Genomic DNA, 21,158 nt, shown 5'->3' with positions numbered 1-21,158 from the left:
AGTACTTACTTAACATTTTCCCATTTGGTACTATCTAAGCCCTTTTCACTATTAAGAAGTAATGCCTACTATGACTCAAGTCGCGAAGAAAATTCTGGTGACGTGCGCACTGCCGTACGCTAACGGCTCAATCCACCTCGGCCATATGCTGGAGCACATCCAGGCTGATGTCTGGGTCCGTTACCAGCGAATGCGCGGCCACGAGGTCAACTTCATCTGCGCCGACGATGCCCACGGCACGCCGATCATGCTTAAAGCTCAGCAGCTTGGTATCACCCCGGAGCAGATGATTGGCGAAATGAGTCAGGAACATCAGACTGATTTCGCAGGCTTTAACATCAGCTATGACAACTATCACTCGACGCACAGCGAAGAGAATCGCCAGTTGTCAGAACTTATCTACTCTCGTCTGAAAGAAAACGGTTTTATTAAAAACCGCACCATCTCTCAGCTGTACGATCCGGAAAAAGGCATGTTCCTGCCGGACCGTTTTGTAAAAGGCACCTGCCCGAAATGTAAATCCCCGGATCAATACGGCGATAACTGCGAAGTCTGCGGCGCGACCTACAGCCCGACTGAACTGATCGAGCCGAAATCGGTGGTTTCTGGTGCTACCCCGGTAATGCGTGATTCTGAACACTTCTTCTTTGATCTGCCCTCTTTCAGCGAAATGCTGCAGGCATGGACCCGCAGCGGTGCGTTGCAGGAGCAGGTGGCAAATAAAATGCAGGAGTGGTTTGAATCTGGCCTGCAACAGTGGGATATCTCCCGCGACGCGCCTTATTTCGGTTTTGAAATTCCGAACGCGCCGGGCAAATATTTCTATGTCTGGCTGGACGCACCGATTGGCTATATGGGCTCTTTCAAGAATCTGTGTGACAAGCGCGGCGACAGCGTAAGCTTCGATGAATACTGGAAGAAAGATTCCACTGCCGAGCTGTATCACTTCATCGGTAAAGATATCGTTTACTTCCACAGCCTGTTCTGGCCTGCCATGCTGGAAGGCAGCAACTTCCGCAAGCCGACCAACCTGTTTGTTCACGGCTATGTGACGGTGAACGGCGCGAAAATGTCCAAGTCTCGCGGCACCTTTATTAAAGCCAGCACCTGGCTGAATCATTTTGACGCCGACAGCCTGCGCTACTACTACACCGCCAAACTGTCATCGCGCATTGATGATATCGATCTCAACCTGGAAGATTTCGTTCAGCGCGTGAATGCCGATATCGTGAACAAAGTGGTTAACCTGGCGTCCCGTAACGCTGGCTTTATCAATAAGCGTTTTGACGGTGTGCTGGCAAGCGAGCTGGCTGACCCGCAGTTGTACAAAACCTTCACTGATGCCGCTGAAGTGATTGGCGAAGCGTGGGAAAGCCGTGAATTTGGTAAAGCTATCCGTGAAATCATGGCGCTGGCTGACCTGGCTAACCGCTATGTCGATGAACAGGCTCCGTGGGTGGTGGCGAAGCAGGAAGGTCGCGATGCCGATCTGCAGGCGATTTGCTCAATGGGCATCAACCTGTTCCGCGTGCTGATGACTTACCTGAAACCGGTACTGCCGAAACTGACCGAGCGCGCAGAAGCATTCCTCAATACAGAACTGACCTGGGATGGTATCCAGCAACCGCTGTTGGGCCATAAAGTGAATCCATTCAAGGCGCTGTATAACCGCATCGATATGAAACAGGTTGAAGCACTGGTGGAAGCATCCAAAGAGGAAGTAAAAGCCGCTGCCGCGCCAGTAACTGGCCCACTGGCAGATGATCCGATTCAGGAAACCATCACCTTTGACGACTTTGCTAAAGTTGACCTGCGCGTGGCGCTGATTGAAAACGCAGAGTTTGTTGAAGGTTCTGACAAACTGCTGCGCCTGACGCTGGATCTCGGCGGTGAAAAACGCAATGTCTTCTCCGGCATTCGTTCTGCTTACCCGGATCCGCAAGCACTAATTGGTCGTCACACCATTATGGTGGCTAACCTGGCACCACGTAAAATGCGCTTCGGTATCTCCGAAGGCATGGTAATGGCTGCTGGTCCTGGTGGGAAAGATATCTTCCTGCTAAGCCCGGATGCCGGTGCTAAACCGGGTCATCAGGTGAAATAATCCCCCTTCAAGGCGCTGCATCGACAGCGCCTTTTCTTTATAAATTCCTAAAGTTGTTCTCTTGCGATTTTGTCTCTCTCTAACCCGCATAAATACTGGTAGCATCTGCATTCAACTGGATAAAATTACAGGGATGCAGAATGAGACACTTTATCTATCAGGACGAAAAATCACATAAATTCTGGGCGGTGGAGCAGCAAGGCAACGAGTTACATGTCAGTTGGGGCAAAGTCGGCACTAACGGGCAAAACCAGGTAAAAAGCTTTGCTGATGCTGCGGCGGCGGAAAAAGCAAAGCTTAAGCTGATCGCAGAGAAAACGAAAAAAGGCTATGTGGAAAATGCTTCTGCAAACGTGCATATCACCCCCATCACCAAAGCCACTCCTGAAGTTGAAACTTCTCCTGAGAGTAAAAACCAACGCCCCTGGCTGGCTGATGATGCGGTCATTCGGCTAACTGACGATATTAATCGATTTGCTTTTCCTCATCGCTCTCGCCCCAGAGAGATCAATTATCTGCACAAAGATAGTCAAATATGGCAGCGCATCGCGAATAACACCAGGGCATATGATCCCGCCAACAATTACCGTTCTTATCCAGAAAACTGGCAGCAGGCTTTTGCTGAGTTACAAAGGCGAATTCTGGATAATCAACAGACAGGGAGTGCGCAATCTGATGCGGCATTGCTCTGGAGTTTCTGGAATTCTTACTCTGCAGATGAACTAGTCGATGACTTAATCATTCGCTGTGGTATGGAAAGTGCCGTTGAAATTGCCCTTCTCGCTCTTCAACTGAGATATAAACCAGTAAAAGGCGCAGTAACCACCATCATTCCACCTAATCACGAAGCAGAATCGCTACCGAGTTGGCATCAACGCCTATGTCATCATCTTTCACTCGCTTCAGAAGATGAGTGGCAACGCTGTGTAGATAAAGTACTCGCGGCTATTACGACGCTATCCCCAGCACGGCAACCTTTTGCGGCGTTACTGCTCCCTGAACGCCCGGATATTGCCAATGCTATGGCTCTACGCTATGCAGATCAAAACGTTCCGGCGATGACCTGGTTAAGACTGGTAGTAACCGATGAAGCCGCTCTGACTGCAGCCGAAAAATACGACTTTCCACCGTTATATCGTGATTTTCGCGCTTATCTGGCAATGTTGCTGGCAAATAATGGGGTGAGCGGTGTAAGCCGGATACTTACTGAGTTTGTGGAAGAGCATTCTGACAATCCCACTTATCTCTTCGAGCGCATCAGCGAGACTGAAGATCTTGTCAAATGGTTATGGAAAACGAATCACCCGGATGCGATTCAAATTCTGATCCTCGGTGTAATTGGCAAGAAAAAGCACCTGGAATACTTAAGCAAAGCATGTCAAAAACATCCCGCTGCGGCTATTGCCGCTTATGCAACTTTGCTGGCAATACATGAAGATAAAGAGTGGCATAAAGCGCTTGTCAAATTGATTACCATCACGCCAGAGTTAGTATGCGACGTCATTCCCTGGGTTAGTGCTAAAGCGGCAGGCATCTTATCTGAATGTCGTCCTCAGTCAGTAGCTGAAGAATGTGAGTATGCCACTGCGGATATGTTGCCAGAGCTGTTTGTTTCGCCGCCCTGGATGACTAAAGAGAAAAAGAAAAATTCGCCGGTGTTTGATCTTCCTGTACTGCCAGTTCCTTCTGTTTCTGACGTCACTCCAGAGATTGCCAAAAAACTAACCCGTACATACCTTGTCACCCGCTTCCAGCAAATAGCCCAACAGCAGGCAACAAAACAAATATTGTTTACCGACCTGCCGCCGATGGAAAAAGCAAGCTGGGAGAGACACTTAGTCCCCCTCACACCAGAACAGCAAATTCTGTGGTGTCTGGGTTTTGACAAATGGCGGGAGAGCGGAGAAAAAATATACGAAAAAATTCCGGCGCCACAAAGTGCCGTTGATGCCCTGCTACGCTTCGATTTTCCAGCACTCAATGCTGAATTTGCGCAATACCATAACAATGCTTACAAAAGCTGGAATCTCATTGCCCTCTGTTATCTACCTGGTCAACAGGCCATTTCTTTTCTTAACCAGATAGTCAAAGAAGATAACTACTCTGGTGAGGGATATATTCTGGCCATTTTTGGTAGCGCCGCCATTCCTGCATTTATGACCTGCCTGCAACGTGAGCCACAACGGTTGTGGTTTTTCACCTTCTTCCTTGGTGTCAATGAACTGGCATTGCCAATGGCGCAACGACTTCAGAAAAAAATGTCGTATGAAGATGCACGAAACTGGCTAACGGATTACCCACGCCATGCCGCCGCCGGGCTACTTCCTGTGGCACTGGGCAAACAAGGAAAAGATCGTGATTGTGCCCGCCAGGCGCTCCGTCTGCTGGTGAATTTAAACCAGCGAGAAACGATTGAGGAAATCGCCCAAGGATACAACCAACCTGATGTTTTAGCTGCGCTGGCAACATTATTTGATAGCGAGCCGCTGGAAGAATATCCCGCTAAAATCGCCCCACTGCCCGGCTTTTATCAGTTCACCTTATGGCGCAGACCACGGCTTAAAAGTAACAACCAGCCTCTGCCAGATGACGCTATGCGCCACCTCGGCATAATGCTGAGCTTTCCACGCGACATTACCCCCTACGCAGGGCTTGCGATCATCAAAGAAACCTTCACCCGCGAATCACTGGCTGAATTTGGCTGGGATCTGTATACCGCCTGGACAGAAGCTGGCGCACCCGCAAAAGAAAACTGGGCATTTACCTCGCTGGGGATTTTAGGCAATGACGACACCGCGCGTAAATTAACCCCGCTCATCCGCACCTGGCCGGGTGAATCCCAGCATAAACGCGCGGTTTACGGGCTGGATGTGTTAGCCAGTATCGGTAGCGACATTGCGCTAATGTTGCTTAATGGCATTGCGAAAAAGATTAAATTCGTTGCATTACAGGAACATGCCTGCGACAAAATCAACATGGTCGCTGAAAATCGCGGGCTGACTATGGCTGAACTGGAAGACCGCCTGGCACCGGATTTAGGACTTGATAGCAGTGGCTCGTTGACACTGGATTTCGGCCCACGTCAATTTACCGTTGGTTTTGACGAAACTTTAAAACCCGTGGTTCGCGACGCAAACGGCAAAGTTCTGAAAGATTTACCCAAACCAAATCAGAGCGATGATAAAACGCTGGCAACTGACGCGGTTAATCTCTTCAAACAGTTGAAAAAAGATGTACGCGCCATAGCCAGCCAGCAGATTGATCGTCTGGAGCAGGCTATGTGCCAGCGCAGACGCTGGACGGCAGAGCAGTTCCGCCTGTTCCTGGTGGAGCATCCGCTGGTACGTCACTTAACCCGACGGTTGTTATGGGGGGTATATACTGAGGAAAACACGCTGATTGCCTGCTTCCGGGTCGCAGAAGACAGCACTTACAGCGATGCGCAGGATGAGCTATTTACGTTGCCAGCAGGAAACATCGGTATTCCGCATGTGCTGGAAATATCTCCTGAATCCGCCGCTGCATTTGGGCAAATTTATACTGATTACGAACAGCTTCCTCCGTTCCGCCAACTCGATCGTGGTTATTACCACCTTGCTGATAATGAACGTGATTCCCATGAATTGATACGCTGGCAAGGACGTCTTTGCCAGGCCGGGCGCATTGTCGGGCTGGAACGCCGAGGCTGGCAACGTCTGGAAGAAAGCGGCAGCGTTTACGCGATGCGCAAATCTACTCCTTATGGCGATCTCGAACTTGAAACAGAACCTTTTTCATTAATTTATGGTGAAACGGGGTATGGCGACCAGCTACCGGTTGAAAGCGTAAAAATCACCTCGCCTGATAATCGCTACGGTAAACAATCCTCACTCACTTTTTCCGCGCTCGACGACATCACCGCCAGCGAACTCATTAACGACATTGAATCACTGTTTGATTAAAAGGATTTAGCAATGAAAACCTATATTTATCAGGACGAAAAATCACATAAATTCTGGGCAGTAGAGCAGCAGGAAAATGAACTGCATATCAGTTGGGGCAAAGTCGGCACTAACGGGCAAAGCCAGATAAAAAGCTTTGCTGATGCGGCGGCGGCGGAAAAAGCGGAGCTGAAGTTGATTGCGGAGAAAACGAAAAAGGGCTACGCAGAAGAAGTATCCGTGACGACACCGACATCTGCCCCCGTCCAGGTTATCGCATGCTCTGAAAAAGCCCCTTTGCCGCAAGACAAACCACCATTTGCTGAAGACCACCTTCCCTGGCTGGCAGACGACGCCCAAATCATTTTACCGACAGAGGTCGCACCAACCACACTAAGTCATCGACGCTGGCCTGGCGATTCTGTGCCACAGGAGAATGAATTAACTCTGCTACGCTCCGTCGCCGCGCATACTCACCGGCGTTTTAAAAAGGTGATCACCTTCGATTACAGCACCTGTTCACTGGACTGGCAGCAGGCGATTACACAAGCAGTGGGCCTTATCGACTCACCGATTAGCACCGCACTACCACCGATGGTTCTGGCGGTACTGGTTGCGCTGGAACAAGGCTTCAATCGCAACGATCACGAAGAGTTAATGGATCAAATTGTCCAGGAGGGTGGTCTGGAATATGCCACTGAGGTTGTCATTGCATTGCAAGCCATCCGCTTTGACTGGAATTATGATGCCCACCTCATTACGTTTACCCCGGATAACAAGCAGCCTGGCTATCTGTCACGCTTTGCCTCGGTTGAAATGCGTCTGCGTAAACATCTCTCACTAGCAAATGACGATGTATGGCAGCGCTGCGCCGACAAACTGATTGCAGCTCTCGGAAACATACCCGCCTGGCATCAGCCGCTGGTTGCGTTATTGTTGCCGGAAAAACAAGATGTGAGCCATGAGATTGCCAGACGTCTTTGCGGACAAAAAGGGTTATATGCGCTGGAATGGCTAAAACTAACGGCCGCCGACGAGCAGGTATTGGCAGAACTGGGGAAATACTATCCAGGACAGCCAGGGCAGGTATTTGATGATTATTACGGCGGTAAAATCTGGTGCGCAACGATACTCAAGGAGCAAGGTGTCGGTGCGCTGGCCCGTTTTGCTCCTTACGCTGCTGGTGACACATGTGGTGAAGTGTTGATGCATATCAACCACCCGCAGGCACTTACACTACTTATCCATGCAAGCGAGCAGGGAAAGCGTTGCCACGATCGCATGACAAAGACTTTCGTTCGCTTTCCACATGCAGCGCTGGCGGCATTAGCAGAACTTCTGGCACAAAAAGATCAAAAGCGTTGGCGCATGATGCTAATGACAATGCTTATCTCACAACCAACATTAGCAGAGCGAGTAATCCCCTGGCTCTCAACACCCGCAGTTGCCGTACTGAAATCATGCCAGCAACAACTGACACAGCCCTCAAACCATGCCAGCGCTGATATGCTGCCTGCCGTATTAGTCTCACCGCCCTGGCTTTCGAAAAAGAAAAAATCTGTAATGCCGGTATTGGATTTAACGCCATTACCGCTGGAGTCATGCTGCACATTGACCGAGACGGCAGAAAAAGAGATTCATGCAAGGCATCGCTGGCACGCACATCAAATAGACATCGGCCAAAAAGAGGATATTCAGAACTACCTGACACGTCTGGGTTTCAATCGCTGGAATAATGGCCAGTATATGAAAGCGTCTGATGCTGTTGTAGAACTCTGGCAGAGGGGAGATTATTCTGCGCTAATCAGCGAATTTAAAACCTTCTGGCACTCCTATCAACGGGAATGGCAGCTTTACATGTTAGCCGCCCTGCCTATCGAAAAAACAGCGCAGGCGTGGAATGTCCTCAGTAAAGAGCCACACGTCGGTGTCGAGTTTGTCATGACGCACCTGCAACTCGCTGGGTTACAGGGTTTTATTCACTCCTTTTCACGCTATCCACAAGAAGCTCTGCCTGTAGCACAATATTTTGCGGCTATCGAATTAGCGCCACTGATCGCCCGCGCCTTCAACAAACTCAAAACATTACGACAAGACGCCCGTATCTGGCTGCTGAAATACCCGGAACACGCCATTACCGGCCTGCTGCCTGCAGCGCTCGGCAAAACCGGTGAAGCACAGGACAACGCCCGTGCTGCCTTGCGTATGCTTACCGAAAACGGTCATCAGCCATTGCTGCAAGAAATCGCCCGGCGTTATAACCAGCCGGAAGTAACCGATGCGGTGAACGCTCTACTTGCGCTCGATCCCTTAGATAATCACCCGACAAAAATCCCCACTCTTCCGACCTTTTATCAGCCATCGCTCTGGACGCGCCCGTTATTAAAAGCAAACGCCCAATCACTGCCTGATAGCGCACTCCTCCACCTCGGTGAAATGCTCCGCTTCCCTCAGGAAGAGGCACTGTATCCAGGATTATTGCAGGTGAAAGATGCCTGTACCACCGACTCACTGGCTGAATTTGCCTGGGATCTGTTTACCGCCTGGCAGACCGCTGGCGCGCCGTCGAAAGAGAGTTGGGCGTTCACTGCGTTAGGCGTTCTCGGTAACGATGACACCGCCCGCAAACTGACGCCATTAATCCGTGCCTGGCCTGGCGAATCCCAGCATAAACGTGCCACCGTTGGGTTGGATATCCTCGCCGCTATCGGTAGTGATATCGCCCTGATGCAGCTTAACGGCATCGCCCAGAAACTGAAATTCAAAGCATTACAGGAGCGGGCAAAAGAAAAAATAGCCAACATTGCCGAGAGCCGCGAACTCACGGTGGCGGAGCTTGAAGATCGGTTAGCACCGGATCTCGGTCTGGATGATAACGGTTCGTTGCTGCTGGATTTCGGCCCACGCCAGTTCACCGTCAGCTTTGATGAAACCTTAAAACCGTTTGTGCGTGACGCTTCCGGCAGTCGTCTGAAAGACCTGCCCAAACCAAACAAAAGCGATGATGAATCACAGGCGAACAATGCTGTTAACCGCTACAAATTGCTGAAAAAAGATGCGCGTACCGTCGCCGCCCAGCAGGTAGCAAGGCTGGAATCCGCCATGTGCCTGCGTCGCCGCTGGTCACCGGAAAACTTTCAGCTCTTCCTGGTTGAGCATCCGCTGGTCCGCCACTTAACCCGCCGTCTGATTTGGGGCGTTTATAGCGCCGAAAACCAGCTACTGGCTTGCTTTCGCGTAGCGGAAGATAACAGCTACAGCACCGCTGACGATGATCTTTTCACCCTGCCGGAAGGCGATATCTCTATTGGTATTCCTCACGTTCTGGAAATATCACCGACGGATGCTGCCGCCTTCGGGCAGCTTTTTGCCGACTACGAACTGTTACCACCGTTCCGCCAGCTTGATCGTAACAGTTACGCGCTGACAGAAGCCGAGCGCAATGCCAGCGAACTGACACGCTGGGCAGGCAGAAAATGCCCGAGTGGTCGGGTAATGGGGCTGGCAAATAAAGGCTGGATGCGTGGTGAACCGCAGGACGGTGGCTGGATCGGCTGGATGATCAAACCTCTGGGCCGCTGGTCGTTAATCATGGAAATCGATGAAGGTTTTGCGGTCGGCATGTCGCCAGCCGAACTCAGTGCCGAGCAACTCTTAAGCAAGCTGTGGCTATGGGAAGGCAAAGCGGAAAGCTATGGCTGGGGGAGTAATTCAACACAGGAAGCGCAGTTCTCCGTACTCGATGCCATCACCGCCAGCGAGCTAATTAACGATATTGAAGCCCTGTTTGAATAAGGAAAGAGCATGGACAAGGAATTACCGTGGCTGGCGGATAACGCCCAACTGGAACTGAAATATAAAAAAGGCAAAACACCACTCAGCCATCGCAATTGGCCAGGCGAACCGGTACCTGTTATCACTGAAAACATCATTCAGACACTGGGTGATGAATTGCTACAAAAAGCAGAGAAGAAAAAAAACATTGTCTGGCGTTATGAAAACTTTTCACTGGAGTGGCAGTCCGCCATCACGCAGGCCATCAACTTGATCGGCGAACACAAACCCTCAATCACGGCCCGGACAATGGCGGCGCTAGCCTGTATCGCGCAAAATGATAGCCAACAGTTGCTCGACGAAATCGTCCAACAAGAGGGGCTGGAATATGCAACTGAGGTGGTGATTGCACGCCAGTTTATTGTACGGTGTTATGAGAGTGATCCTCTGGTAGTAACATTGCAATATCAGAACGAGGACTATGGCTATGGTTATCGCTCAGAAACCTATAACGAATTCGATCTCCGATTGCGTAAGCATCTCTCTCTGGCAGAGGAAAGCTGCTGGCAGCGTTGCGCCGACAAACTCATTGCCGCACTGCCAGGAATAACCAAAGTTCGCCGCCCTTTTATTGCGCTGAACCTCCCGGAAAAACCCGAAATCGCCAACGAGCTGGTAAGCCTTGAATGTTCGCAAACTCATTTTCGCTCAAAAGAGTGGTTAAAAGTTGTTGCTGATGACCCTAAGGCGGTGAAAGAACTCGCACGCTACTGGAGCCAGGATATATTTAGCGATCGAGAAGCCAGCTACATGTCGCATGAAAACCACTTCGGCTACGCGGCCTGCGCTGCCCTTTTGCGCGAACAAGGACTGGCAGCCGTTCCGCGCCTCGCGATGTATGCACATAAAGAAGATTGCGGCAGTCTGCTGGTACAAATTAACCATCCGCAAGTCATCCGCACCTTGCTACTGGTGGCTGATAAAAACAAACCCAGCCTGCAACGTGTGGCTAAATACAGTAAAAACTTCCCCCATGCGACGCTCGCCGCACTGGCAGAGCTGCTGGCGTTAAAAGCCCCCCCTGCGCGCCCTGGTTATCCCATCATCGAAGACAAAAAGCTGCCTGCACAGCAAAAAGCACGTGATGAATACTGGCATACGCTGTTACAAACGCTGATGGCATCGCAGCCACAACTGGCAGAAGAGGTGATGCCGTGCTTATGTACACAAGCCCAGGCAGTGGTGAATGGTTATTTATCGGCATCGCCAAAACTTGCTTTCGAGAGTACTCATAGCAACGACCTGCCAGAAATACTTGTTTCTCCACCGTGGCGAGGTAAGAAAAAAACGGCATTGCTGCGCCTTGATTTAGTGCCTCTTGAATTAGCGCCCAAAGCCCGCTGGCAACCAGGCGAACGAGAGAGACTTGCCGCCACAGAGTCTGCCCGTTATTTCAGCACGGGATCTTTTACGGAACGCATGGAACGAAAAAGTGGTCGAGTTGTACTACAGGAGCTAGGTTTTGGGGATGATGTATGGCTGTTCCGGAATTATATACTGCCCGGCAAACTGGATGCGGCGCGCAAATCATTAGTGGGTCAGTGGCATTACTCCCCGCGCAGAGTAGAGGAAATCAACAATGGCTGGCACTCCACGGAAGCAAAATCAGCCGAACAGGCGCTTCGTTCCGGCGACGTTGAAGCGTTAATTAACACCTGGGAAAATGATAGCTACTCGCATTATCGTCAGGAAAAGAGTGTCTGGAACCTGTATTTATTGGCGCAGTTGCCACGTGAGATGGCTTTGACTTTCTGGCTGCGTATCAATGAGAAAAAGCATCTATTCGCGGGTGAGGACTATTTTCTCAGTATCCTCGGGTTGGATACATTACCTGGCCTGTTATTGGCTTTTTCACATCATCCAAAAGAAACATTTCCGTTAATTTTAAATTTCGGCGCAACAGAACTGGCCCTGCCCGTTGCCCGCGTCTGGCGACGTTTCGCGGCGCAGCGTGATCTGGCTCGCCAGTGGATTTTACAATGGCCGGAACATACGGCTACTGCACTTATCCCTCTTGTCTTTACAAAACCCAGCGATAATAGCGAAGCTGCATTACTTGCCCTGCGTTTACTGTATGAACAAGGGCATGGCGAATTACTGCAAACCGTGGCAAACCGCTGGCAGCGTACAGATGTATGGCCTGCCCTGGAGCAATTACTTAAACTGGGTCCAATAGAAATTTACCCGGCACGTATTCCAAAAGCTCCTGATTTCTGGCATCCGGGAATGTGGTCCAGGCCGCGCCTTATCACTAATAATCAGCCTGTTACCGATGACGCTCTGGAAATTATCGGCGAAATGCTGCGCTTTACCCAGGGCGGACGTTTTTATGGCGGACTGGAACAGCTGAAAACGTTTTGCCAGCCGCAAACGCTGGCAGCTTTTGCCTGGGATCTTTTCACCGCGTGGCAACAAGCTGGTGCCCCCGCAAAAGACAACTGGGCATTTCTGGCGTTAAGTCTCTTTGGTGACGAAACCACGGCACGAGATCTGACGACACAGATCCTCGCCTGGCCACAAGAAGGCAAATCTGCCCGTGCTGTCAGTGGCCTGAACATCCTTACCCTGATGAATAATGATATGGCGCTGATACAGCTGCACCATATATCCCAACGGGCGAAATCCCGCTCCTTACGTGATAACGCGGCGGAATTTCTTCAGGTGGTCGCAGAAAATCGCGGGCTAAGCCAGGAAGAGTTAGCGGACAGATTAGTCCCAACATTGGGCCTTGATGATCCGCAGGCGTTGAGTTTTGATTTTGGTCCCCGGCAGTTTACCGTTCGCTTCGATGAAAACCTCAACCCGGTTATCTTTGATCAGCAAAACGTTCGCCAGAAAAGTGTTCCCCGGTTGCGCGCCGATGACGATCAACTGAAAGCGCCCGAGGCACTGGCCCGACTAAAAGGGCTAAAAAAAGATGCCACTCAGGTGAGCAAAAACCTGCTCCCACGTCTTGAAGCAGCCCTACGTATCACCCGCCGCTGGTCGCTGGCAGATTTTCATTCTCTGTTTGTTAATCATCCCTTTACCCGCCTGGTTACCCAGCGATTAATATGGGGGGTTTATCCGGCAAATGAACCTGGGGGGTTTATCCGGCAAATGAACCGCGTCGTTTACTCAACGCCTTTCGTGTGGCCGCAGAGGGGGAGTTCTGCAATGCACAAGATGAGCCCATTGACCTGCCTGCGGATGCTCTGATTGGCATTGCCCACCCGTTAGAAATGGCAGCAGAAATGCGCAGTGAATTTGCACAGCTTTTTGCCGATTACGAAATTATGCCGCCTTTTCGCCAGTTGGCGCGGCGCACGGTGCTGCTCACACCTGACGAGTCAGCCAGTAACAGCCTGACTCGCTGGGAAGGTAAATCCGCTACCGTTGGGCAACTTATGGGAATGCGATACAAAGGCTGGGAGTCAGGCTATGAGGACGCATTTGTCTATGACTTAGGTGCGTACCGGCTGGTCCTTAAGTTTTCACCCGGTTTTAACCACTACAATGTTGATAGCAAAGCGCTAATGAGCTTCCGTTCTCTTCGGGTTTACCGTGACAATAAATCCGTCACTTTTGCCGAACTTGATGTGTTTGATTTGAGTGAGGCATTAAGCGCACCTGACGTCATTTTCCATTAAAACACAGCGGGCAGTGATGCAACTGCCCGTTATCAACACGACCTACCAGCGGGGGAAGCGATGATCGTGCAAAAAGAGCTGGTTGCTATTTACGATTATGAGATCCCTGTACCTGAAGAGCCGTTTTCCTTCAGACTTGAAATCCATAAATGCTCTGAATTATTTACAGGTTCCGTCTATCGACTGGAGCGATTCCGGCTACATCCAACATTTCATCAACGTGATCGAGAAGATGCCGACCACTAATAAATGATGCGTTGATTTATATAAGAGATGAGTTTATTGATGAGCGGAAATTACGAGGTGAATCACATGAAACAGTAATAGCAATTTTTAATTGTGAACTACAGAATATATTCAACCAAGAAATAGAATAATATACTCTAGATAATTCAAGTCGCAGGAAGGCGATAAGCGAGTGAGTCCCCAGGAGCTTACTAAAGTAAGTGACAGGGGTGAACGAACGCAGTCGCAGCACATGCAACTTGAAGTATGGCGAGTATAGCTTTATTAAAGGGGGAAACGGTATTCCCCCTTAGATGCGTTTCAATTTGCCCGTTACTTCAACAAATCAATCAACCGTAACAGAGCCACTAATAGCTCCAGTACAGCAATGAGCACGGTTAACTTTTGTGTCAGCGTGTCCATCCGCTCTCCTTTTAAGGAGCGCAACACCAGCACCTTACCCTTACACTGCCTGTCGATACTGGTTTACGTATGTTGGACCACGATGTTGCACTCCGGATCAGGCACCACCTGCAGCACCACCCGTCCGGTAGCCAGGACTTGAAATTGGTTCGATCCGGCGCAACCTCCCAACAGTCAGGATTATAAATCTCATTATCTTAATTGCAACGGGGTCCAGCGGTGGTTATAATTCGTTCGTTGGAACACGATGTTGCACAGGCTGCGGTGTTAGGCCTGAAAGTAGTAAATAAAAGAACCTGCCTCACCAGCAGGTTTTTTTATTTTTTGCGATCTGCTTTCCAGATATTTTCCGCTCAAACAACTAATGCGCCAAACATTTATTGCGCGTAAAATATCGTTTATTTCATTAATACATTTCAGGGATGAATATATGTCACCGCAGAATAATCACCTGCAGCGTCCGCCTGCTGCTGTGTTATACGCCGTTGAACTGGCAAAATTAAAACAAAATGATAACGCACCTTGCCCGCCCGGTTGGCAGTTAAGTTTGCCTGCGGCCCGTGCTTTTATTCTTGGCGACGAAGCGCAAAATATTCGCCGTAAAGTGGTGATTAGTCCCTCTGCTGTCGAACGCATGTTAGTCACTCTTGCCACCGGGCGCGGTTTGATGTTGGTGGGGGAACCGGGTACCGCAAAATCTCTCCTGTCTGAATTACTGGCAACCGCTATTAGCGGCGATGCCGGGTTAACCATCCAGGGCGGCGCATCTACCACCGAAGATCAAATCAAGTACGGCTGGAACTACGCCCTGCTTATCAATCATGGTCCGTCAACGGAAGCGCTGGTCCCTGCCCCGCTTTACCTGGGAATGCGCGACGGCAAAATCGTCCGTTTTGAAGAGATAACGCGTACTCCACTGGAAGTACAAGACTGTTTATTAGGTATGCTTTCTGACAGGGTTATGACGGTGCCGGAACTCACTGGTGAAGCCAGTCAACTCTATGCTCGGGAAGGCTTTAATATTATTGCCACTGCCAATACGCGCGATCGCGGCGTCAATGAAATGAGTGCCGCGCTAAAGCGTCGCTTCGATTTTGAAACTGTCTTTCCGATTATGGATTTCGCCCAGGAGCTGGAGCTTGTCGCCAGTGCTTCGGCGCGTTTGCTGGCCCATAGCGGCATTCCGCATAAAGTGCCTGACGCGGTACTGGAGTTACTGGTCCGCACCTTTCGCGATCTGCGTGCCAACGGCGAAAAGAAAACGTCAATGGATACACTGACAGCGATTATGTCCACCGCTGAAGCCGTGAACGTGGCCCACGCGGTGGGCGTCCGCGCCTGGTTTTTAGCGAATCGAGCAGGTGAGCCAGCCGATCTGGTGGACTGTATTGCCGGAACCATCGTCAAAGATAACGAAGAAGACCGCGCGCGCCTGCGCCGTTACTTCGAACAACGTGTTGCCACACATAAAGAAGCTCACTGGCAGGCTTATTATCAAGCTCGCCACCGCCTGCCGTGAGGAAAGATGCATGAGCGAGCCGTTAATTGTCGGCATCCGGCATCATAGCCCGGCCTGCGCCCGGCTGGTGAAATCGTTAATCGAAAGCCAGCGGCCACGATACGTATTGATTGAAGGCCCGGCTGATTTTAATGACCGGGTAGACGAACTGTTTTTAGCCCACCAGCTTCCGGTAGCTATTTACAGTTATTGCCAGTATCAGGACGGTGCGGCCCCCGGGCGTGGTGCCTGGACGCCATTTGCTGAATTTTCGCCGGAGTGGCAGGCGCTACAAGCCGCACGTCGTATTCAGGCACAAACTTACTTCATCGATTTGCCTTGCTGGGCGCAGAGTGAAGAAGAGGACGATTCGCCTGATACACAAGATGAAAGCCAGACCTTACTGCTGCGTGCCACCCGCATGGATAACAGCGATACCCTGTGGGATCACTTATTCGAAGATGAAAGCCAGCAAACTGCATTACCCTCTACGCTGGCGCACTATTTTGCCCAACTGCGGGGCGATTCCCCCGGAGATGCTCTCAATCGTCAGCGCGAAGCCTTTATGGCTCGCTGGATTACATGGGCGATGCAGCAAAACAATGGCGACGTGTTAGTCGTCTGCGGCGGCTGGCACGCTCCTGCACTGGCAAAAATGTGGCGCAAATGCCCGCAGGAAATGAACAAGCCAGAATTGTCCTCGCTGGCAGATGGCGTTACAGGTTGTTATCTCACACCCTACAGTGAAAAGCGCCTTGATGTGCTGGCAGGATACCTTTCCGGAATGCCTGCCCCGGTCTGGCAAAACTGGTGCTGGCAGTGTGGCTTACAGCAGGCAGGTGAACAACTGCTGAAAACGGTTCTTACCCGTTTGCGCCAGCACAAATTGCCCGCTTCTACCGCTGATATGGCTGCTGCTCATCTGCATGCGATGGCACTGGCACAGTTGCGCGGCCATACACTACCTCTACGCACTGACTGGCTGGATGCCATAGCTGGCTCGCTGATTAAAGAAGCCCTGAATGCGCCGTTGCCGTGGAGCTATCGCGGAGTTATTCATCCCGATACCGATCCGATTTTGCTAACGGTGATAGACACATTAGCGGGTGACGGATTCGGTAAACTTTCCCCTTCTACGCCACAACCGCCTCTGCCAAAAGATGTCACCTGCGAACTGGAACGTACCGGAATCTCTCTTCCGGCGGAGCTTACCTTAAATCGCTTTACCCCCGATGGACTGGCGCAAAGTCAGGTGTTACATCGGTTGGCAATACTGGAGATCCCAGGGGTTGTGCGCCAGCAGGGAAGTACGCTGACACTTGCAGGCAACGGTGAAGAATGCTGGAAATTAACCCGCCCGCTTAGCCAGCATGCGGCATTGATTGAGGCCGCCTGCTTTGGTGCCACACTCCAGGAAGCCGCACGCCATAAATTAGAAGCCGATATGCTGGACGCGGGTGGAATCGGCTGTATCACCACATGTCTTAGCCAGGCAGCGTTAGCGGGTCTGGCGTCTTTCAGTCAGCAATTACTGGAACAACTCACATTATTAATTGCCCAGGAAAATCAATTCGCCGAAATGGGCCAGGCGCTGGAAGTGCTATATGCCTTATGGCGGCTGGATGAAATTAGCGGTATGCAAGGCGCGCAGATATTACAAACGACATTATGCGCGGCCATCGATCGCACGCTGTGGCTATGTGAATCCAACGGCAGACCGGATGAAAAGGAGTTTCACGCTCACCTGCATAGCTGGCAGGCGCTTTGCCATATCCTGCGCGATCTACATAGCGGCGTTAATTTACCCGGCGTTTCGCTTTCTGCGGCGGTAGCCTTACTGGAGCGCCGCAGTCAGGCGATTCATGCCCCGGCGCTGGATCGCGGCGCGACTCTTGGCGCACTGATGCGTCTGGAACATCCCAACGCCAGTGCCGAAGCGGCGCTGACGATGCTGGCGCAGTTATCCCCGGCACAATCCGGCGAGGCGCTGCACGGTTTGCTGGCATTAGCCCGTCATCAACTGGCCTGTCAGCCGGTATTTATCGCCGGTTTCAGCAGTCATTTAAATCAACTGAGTGATGCCGATTTTATCAATGCCCTGCCCGATTTACGCGCGGCGATGGCCTGGCTACCACCACGAGAACGCGGGACGCTGGCGCATCAGGTGCTTGAGCATTACCAGCTCACACAGCTTCCCGTTTCAGCGCTGCAAATGCTGTTGCATTGTCCACCACAAGCCATTGCACATCATCAACAACTCGAACAGCAGGCACTGGCATCGCTGCAACACTGGGGAGTTTTCCATGTCTGAACTGAACGATCTTCTGACCACCCGTGAGCTACAACGCTGGCGATTAATTCTTGGCGAAGCGGCAGAAACGACCCTTTGTGGGCTGGATGACAACGCCCGGCAGATAGACCACGCGCTGGAGTGGCTGTATGGGCGCGATCCTGAACGGCTCCAGCGTGGTGAACGTTACGGTGGATTAGGTCGTTCAAATCTCACCACCCCTGAGTGGATTAACAGCATTCACACGCTGTTTCCGCAACAGGTGATTGAGCGGCTGGAAAGCGATGCCGTGCTGCGCTACGGCATTGAAGATGTGGTGACGAATCTCGACGTGCTGGAACGTATGCAGCCTTCTGAAAGCCTGCTACGCGCCGTTTTGCACACCAAACATCTGATGAATCCCGAAGTACTGGCTGCCGCCCGCCGGATAGTGCACCAGGTTGTGGAAGAAATTATGGCTCGACTGGCAAAGGAAGTTCGTCAGGCTTTTTCTGGAGTACGCGATCGCCGTCGCCGCTCATTTATTTCACTGGCGCGAAACTTTGATTTCAAAAGTACTCTGCGCGCCAACCTGCAACACTGGCACCCGCAACACGGCAAGTTGTATATCGAATCCCCCCGCTTTAACAGCCGCATAAAACGCTATAGCGAACAATGGCAACTGGTCCTACTGGTTGATCAAAGCGGATCGATGGTTGATTCGGTGATCCACTCCGCAGTGATGGCGGCCTGTTTATGGCAGTTACCCGGCATTCGTACCCATCTGGTCGCTTTTGACACCAGCGTGGTTGATCTCACGGCAGACGTTGCCGATCCGGTAGAGCTATTAATGAAAGTGCAATTAGGCGGCGGGACCAATATCGCCAGTGCTGTGGAATATGGTCGGCAACTTATTGAACAACCAGCGAAAAGCGTCATTATCCTCGTGAGCGATTTTTACGAAGGGGGGTCATCATCATTGCTGACGCATCAGGTGAAAAAGTGTGTCCAGAGCGGCATCAAAGTGCTGGGACTGGCGGCGCTCGATAGCAGCGCAACACCTTGCTATGACCACGATACGGCCCAGGCGCTGGTTAATGTCGGCGCACAAATAGCCGCAATGACACCGGGCGAGCTGGCTTCCTGGCTTGCGGAGAATCTTCAGTCATGAATTCACTACGTCCGGAATTATTAGAACTGACGCCGCAGGCTCTGACGGCGTTAAGCAATGCCGGTTTTGTTAAGCGCAGCCTTAAGGAACTGGAAAATGGCAACGTCCCGGAAATCAGTCATGAGAACGGCGCTTTAATCGCCACCTTCAGTGACGGTGTCCGTACCCAGCTGGCGAACGGCCAGGCACTGAAAGAGGCTCAGTGCACCTGCGGGGCCAGCGGCATGTGCCGTCATCGCGTGATGCTGGTGTTAAGTTATCAACGACTTTGTGTCACCGCCCAGCCTACGGAAAAAAAAGAAGAAGAGTGGGATCCAGCAATCTGGCTGAAAGAACTGGCTAACCTGCCCGATGCCACCCGCAAACGCGCGCAGGCGCTGGTCGCTAAAGGCATCACCATTGAGTTGTTCTGTGCGCCTGGCGAAATTCCCTCTGCCCGATTACCGATGAGCGATGTGCGTTTTTATTCCCGCAGCAGCATTCGCTTCGCACGCTGTGATTGCATTGAAGGCACACTTTGCGAACATGTCGTACTGGCTGTGCAGGCCTTCGTCGAGGCCAAAACTCAGCAAGCGGAATTTACTCATTTAATCTGGCAGATGCGCAGTGAACACGTGACATCATCTGATGATCCGTTTGCCAGCGAAGAAGGCAAAACGTGTCGTCAATATGTTCAGCAATTAAGCCAGGCATTATGGCTGGGCGGGATAAGTCAACCGCCAATCCATTACGAGGCCGCTTTCAGTCGCGCGCAGCAAGCGGCGGAACGCTGCAACTGGCGATGGGTGAGTGAATCGCTACGGCAATTGCGCGCCAGTGTTGATGCCTTCCACGCCCGTGCCAGCCACTACCATGCCGGAGAATGCTTACGTCAGCTTGCGGCATTAAACAGTCGATTAAATTGCGTACAAGAGATGGCGCGACGCGACAGTATCGGTGAAGTTCCTCCCATGCCGTGGCGCACGGTCGTTGGCGCTGGCATTGCCGGAGAAGCAAAACTTGATCATCTGCGGCTGGTGTCTTTAGGTATGCGTTGCTGGCAGGATATTGAGCAGTATGGTTTACGCATCTGGTTTACCGATCCCGACACAGGAAGTATTTTGCATCTTTCGCGTAGTTGGCAGAGAAGCGAACAGGAAAACTCACCGGCAGCGACGCGTCGGCTGTTTAGTTTTCAGGCTGGCGCACTGGCAGGTGGGCAAATTGTTTCACAAGCTGCAAAACGCAGTGCCGATGGCGAGCTGCTGTTAGCGACCCGTAACCGCTTGAGTAGTGTTGTTCCACTGTCGCCAGACGCCTGGCAAATGTTGAGCGCGCCGTTGCGCCAGCCGGGCATTGTGGCTTTGCGGGAATATTTACGCCAGCGTCCCCCCGCCTGCATACGACCACTCAACCAGGTCGATAACTTATTTATTCTGCCGGTAGCGGAGTGTATTTCGCTCGGTTGGGATAGCAGCCGCCAGACACTGGATGCGCAGGTAATCAGCGGCGAAGGAGAAGATAATGTGCTGACGTTATCCCTTCCGGCATCTGCCTGTTCTCCTTTTGCCGTTGAACGCATGGCGGCGCTTTTGCAACAAACAGACGACCCCGTGAGTCTGGTTTCTGGCTTTGTCAGTTTTGTAGAGGGGCAATTGACACTGGAACCACGGGTGATGATGACAAAAACCCGCGCCTGGGCGCTGGACGCAGAAACTGCGCCTGTGGCACCGCTACCTTCTGCCAGCGTTCTGCCTGTGCCGTCTACCGCTCATCAGTTGCTGATGCGCTGCCAGGCGTTACTTATTCAACTGCTCCATAACGGCTGGCGCTATCAGGAACAGAGTGCTATTGGTGAGGCAGAGTTGCTGGCGAATGACCTCACCGCGGTGGGTTTTTATCGGCTGGCACATGTGTTGGGACAATTTCGTAATACAGAAAGCGAGGCACGGGTAGAAGCAATGAATAACGGTGTTTTGCTTTGCGAACAATTATTCCCCATGCTTCAGCAACAAGGATGAAATAGTGCTTTTTATTAAGAGTTCTACTCCTGTTCCGGACTGCTCACGCCACAGTATTAGGCATATCCTATATAGCCCCTGGTGA

7 protein-coding genes and 2 pseudogenes are annotated in these 21,158 nt (G+C 51.5%); all 9 read left to right on the top strand.

Features of this window, described 5'->3' with window-relative positions:
• Window positions 1–70 precede the first annotated feature (70 nt).
• The 9 genes and pseudogenes from metG to ACJHX4_RS05920 all read left to right on the top strand — a co-directional run bounded on the left by metG (window position 71) and on the right by ACJHX4_RS05920 (window position 21,073).
• Entirely contained in the window at window positions 71–2,104 is a 2,034-nt protein-coding gene (gene metG, locus ACJHX4_RS05960) for a methionine--tRNA ligase (RefSeq protein ID WP_001296226.1), read from the top strand.
• Between the two features lie 140 nt (window positions 2,105–2,244).
• Complete coding sequence (locus ACJHX4_RS05955) at window positions 2,245–6,045, top strand: DUF4132 domain-containing protein (RefSeq protein WP_001215663.1); 3,801 nt, start codon at window positions 2,245–2,247, stop codon at window positions 6,043–6,045.
• 12 nt (window positions 6,046–6,057) lie between these two features.
• Window positions 6,058–9,819, top strand: coding sequence for a DUF4132 domain-containing protein (locus tag ACJHX4_RS05950; RefSeq protein WP_000860751.1), 3,762 nt, complete (start codon window positions 6,058–6,060; stop codon window positions 9,817–9,819).
• 9 nt (window positions 9,820–9,828) lie between these two features.
• Window positions 9,829–13,487 (top strand): annotated as a pseudogene (gene yehI / locus ACJHX4_RS05945) (DUF4132 domain-containing protein YehI).
• Window positions 13,488–13,547: 60 nt separating this feature from the next.
• Window positions 13,548–13,864: pseudogene (yehK, locus tag ACJHX4_RS05940) on the top strand (protein YehK).
• 701 nt (window positions 13,865–14,565) lie between these two features.
• A complete protein-coding gene (locus tag ACJHX4_RS05935) occupies window positions 14,566–15,654 on the top strand; it encodes an ATP-binding protein (RefSeq protein ID WP_001296229.1) in 1,089 nt (362 codons plus the stop codon).
• A gap of 10 nt (window positions 15,655–15,664) precedes the next feature.
• Complete coding sequence (locus ACJHX4_RS05930; protein ID WP_001294398.1) at window positions 15,665–17,944, top strand: DUF5682 family protein; 2,280 nt, start codon at window positions 15,665–15,667, stop codon at window positions 17,942–17,944.
• Window positions 17,937–19,073, top strand: a complete 1,137-nt coding sequence (locus ACJHX4_RS05925; RefSeq protein WP_001292786.1) for a vWA domain-containing protein — start codon at window positions 17,937–17,939, stop codon at window positions 19,071–19,073. Before ACJHX4_RS05930 ends, ACJHX4_RS05925 begins: the two co-directional genes overlap by 8 nt.
• Window positions 19,070–21,073 carry an SWIM zinc finger family protein gene (locus ACJHX4_RS05920; protein ID WP_021533504.1) on the top strand — a complete coding sequence of 668 codons (2,004 nt, stop codon included), beginning with the start codon at window positions 19,070–19,072 and terminating at the stop codon, window positions 21,071–21,073. Before ACJHX4_RS05925 ends, ACJHX4_RS05920 begins: the two co-directional genes overlap by 4 nt.
• The last annotated feature ends 85 nt before the right edge of the window (window positions 21,074–21,158 follow it).

The organism is Escherichia sp. WS2035, assembly GCF_046487065.1.
GTDB lineage: Bacteria > Pseudomonadota > Gammaproteobacteria > Enterobacterales > Enterobacteriaceae > Escherichia > Escherichia coli.
The sequence above is the reverse complement of the archived record's forward strand: the minus strand, read 5'-3'. Positions and strand labels throughout refer to the sequence as shown.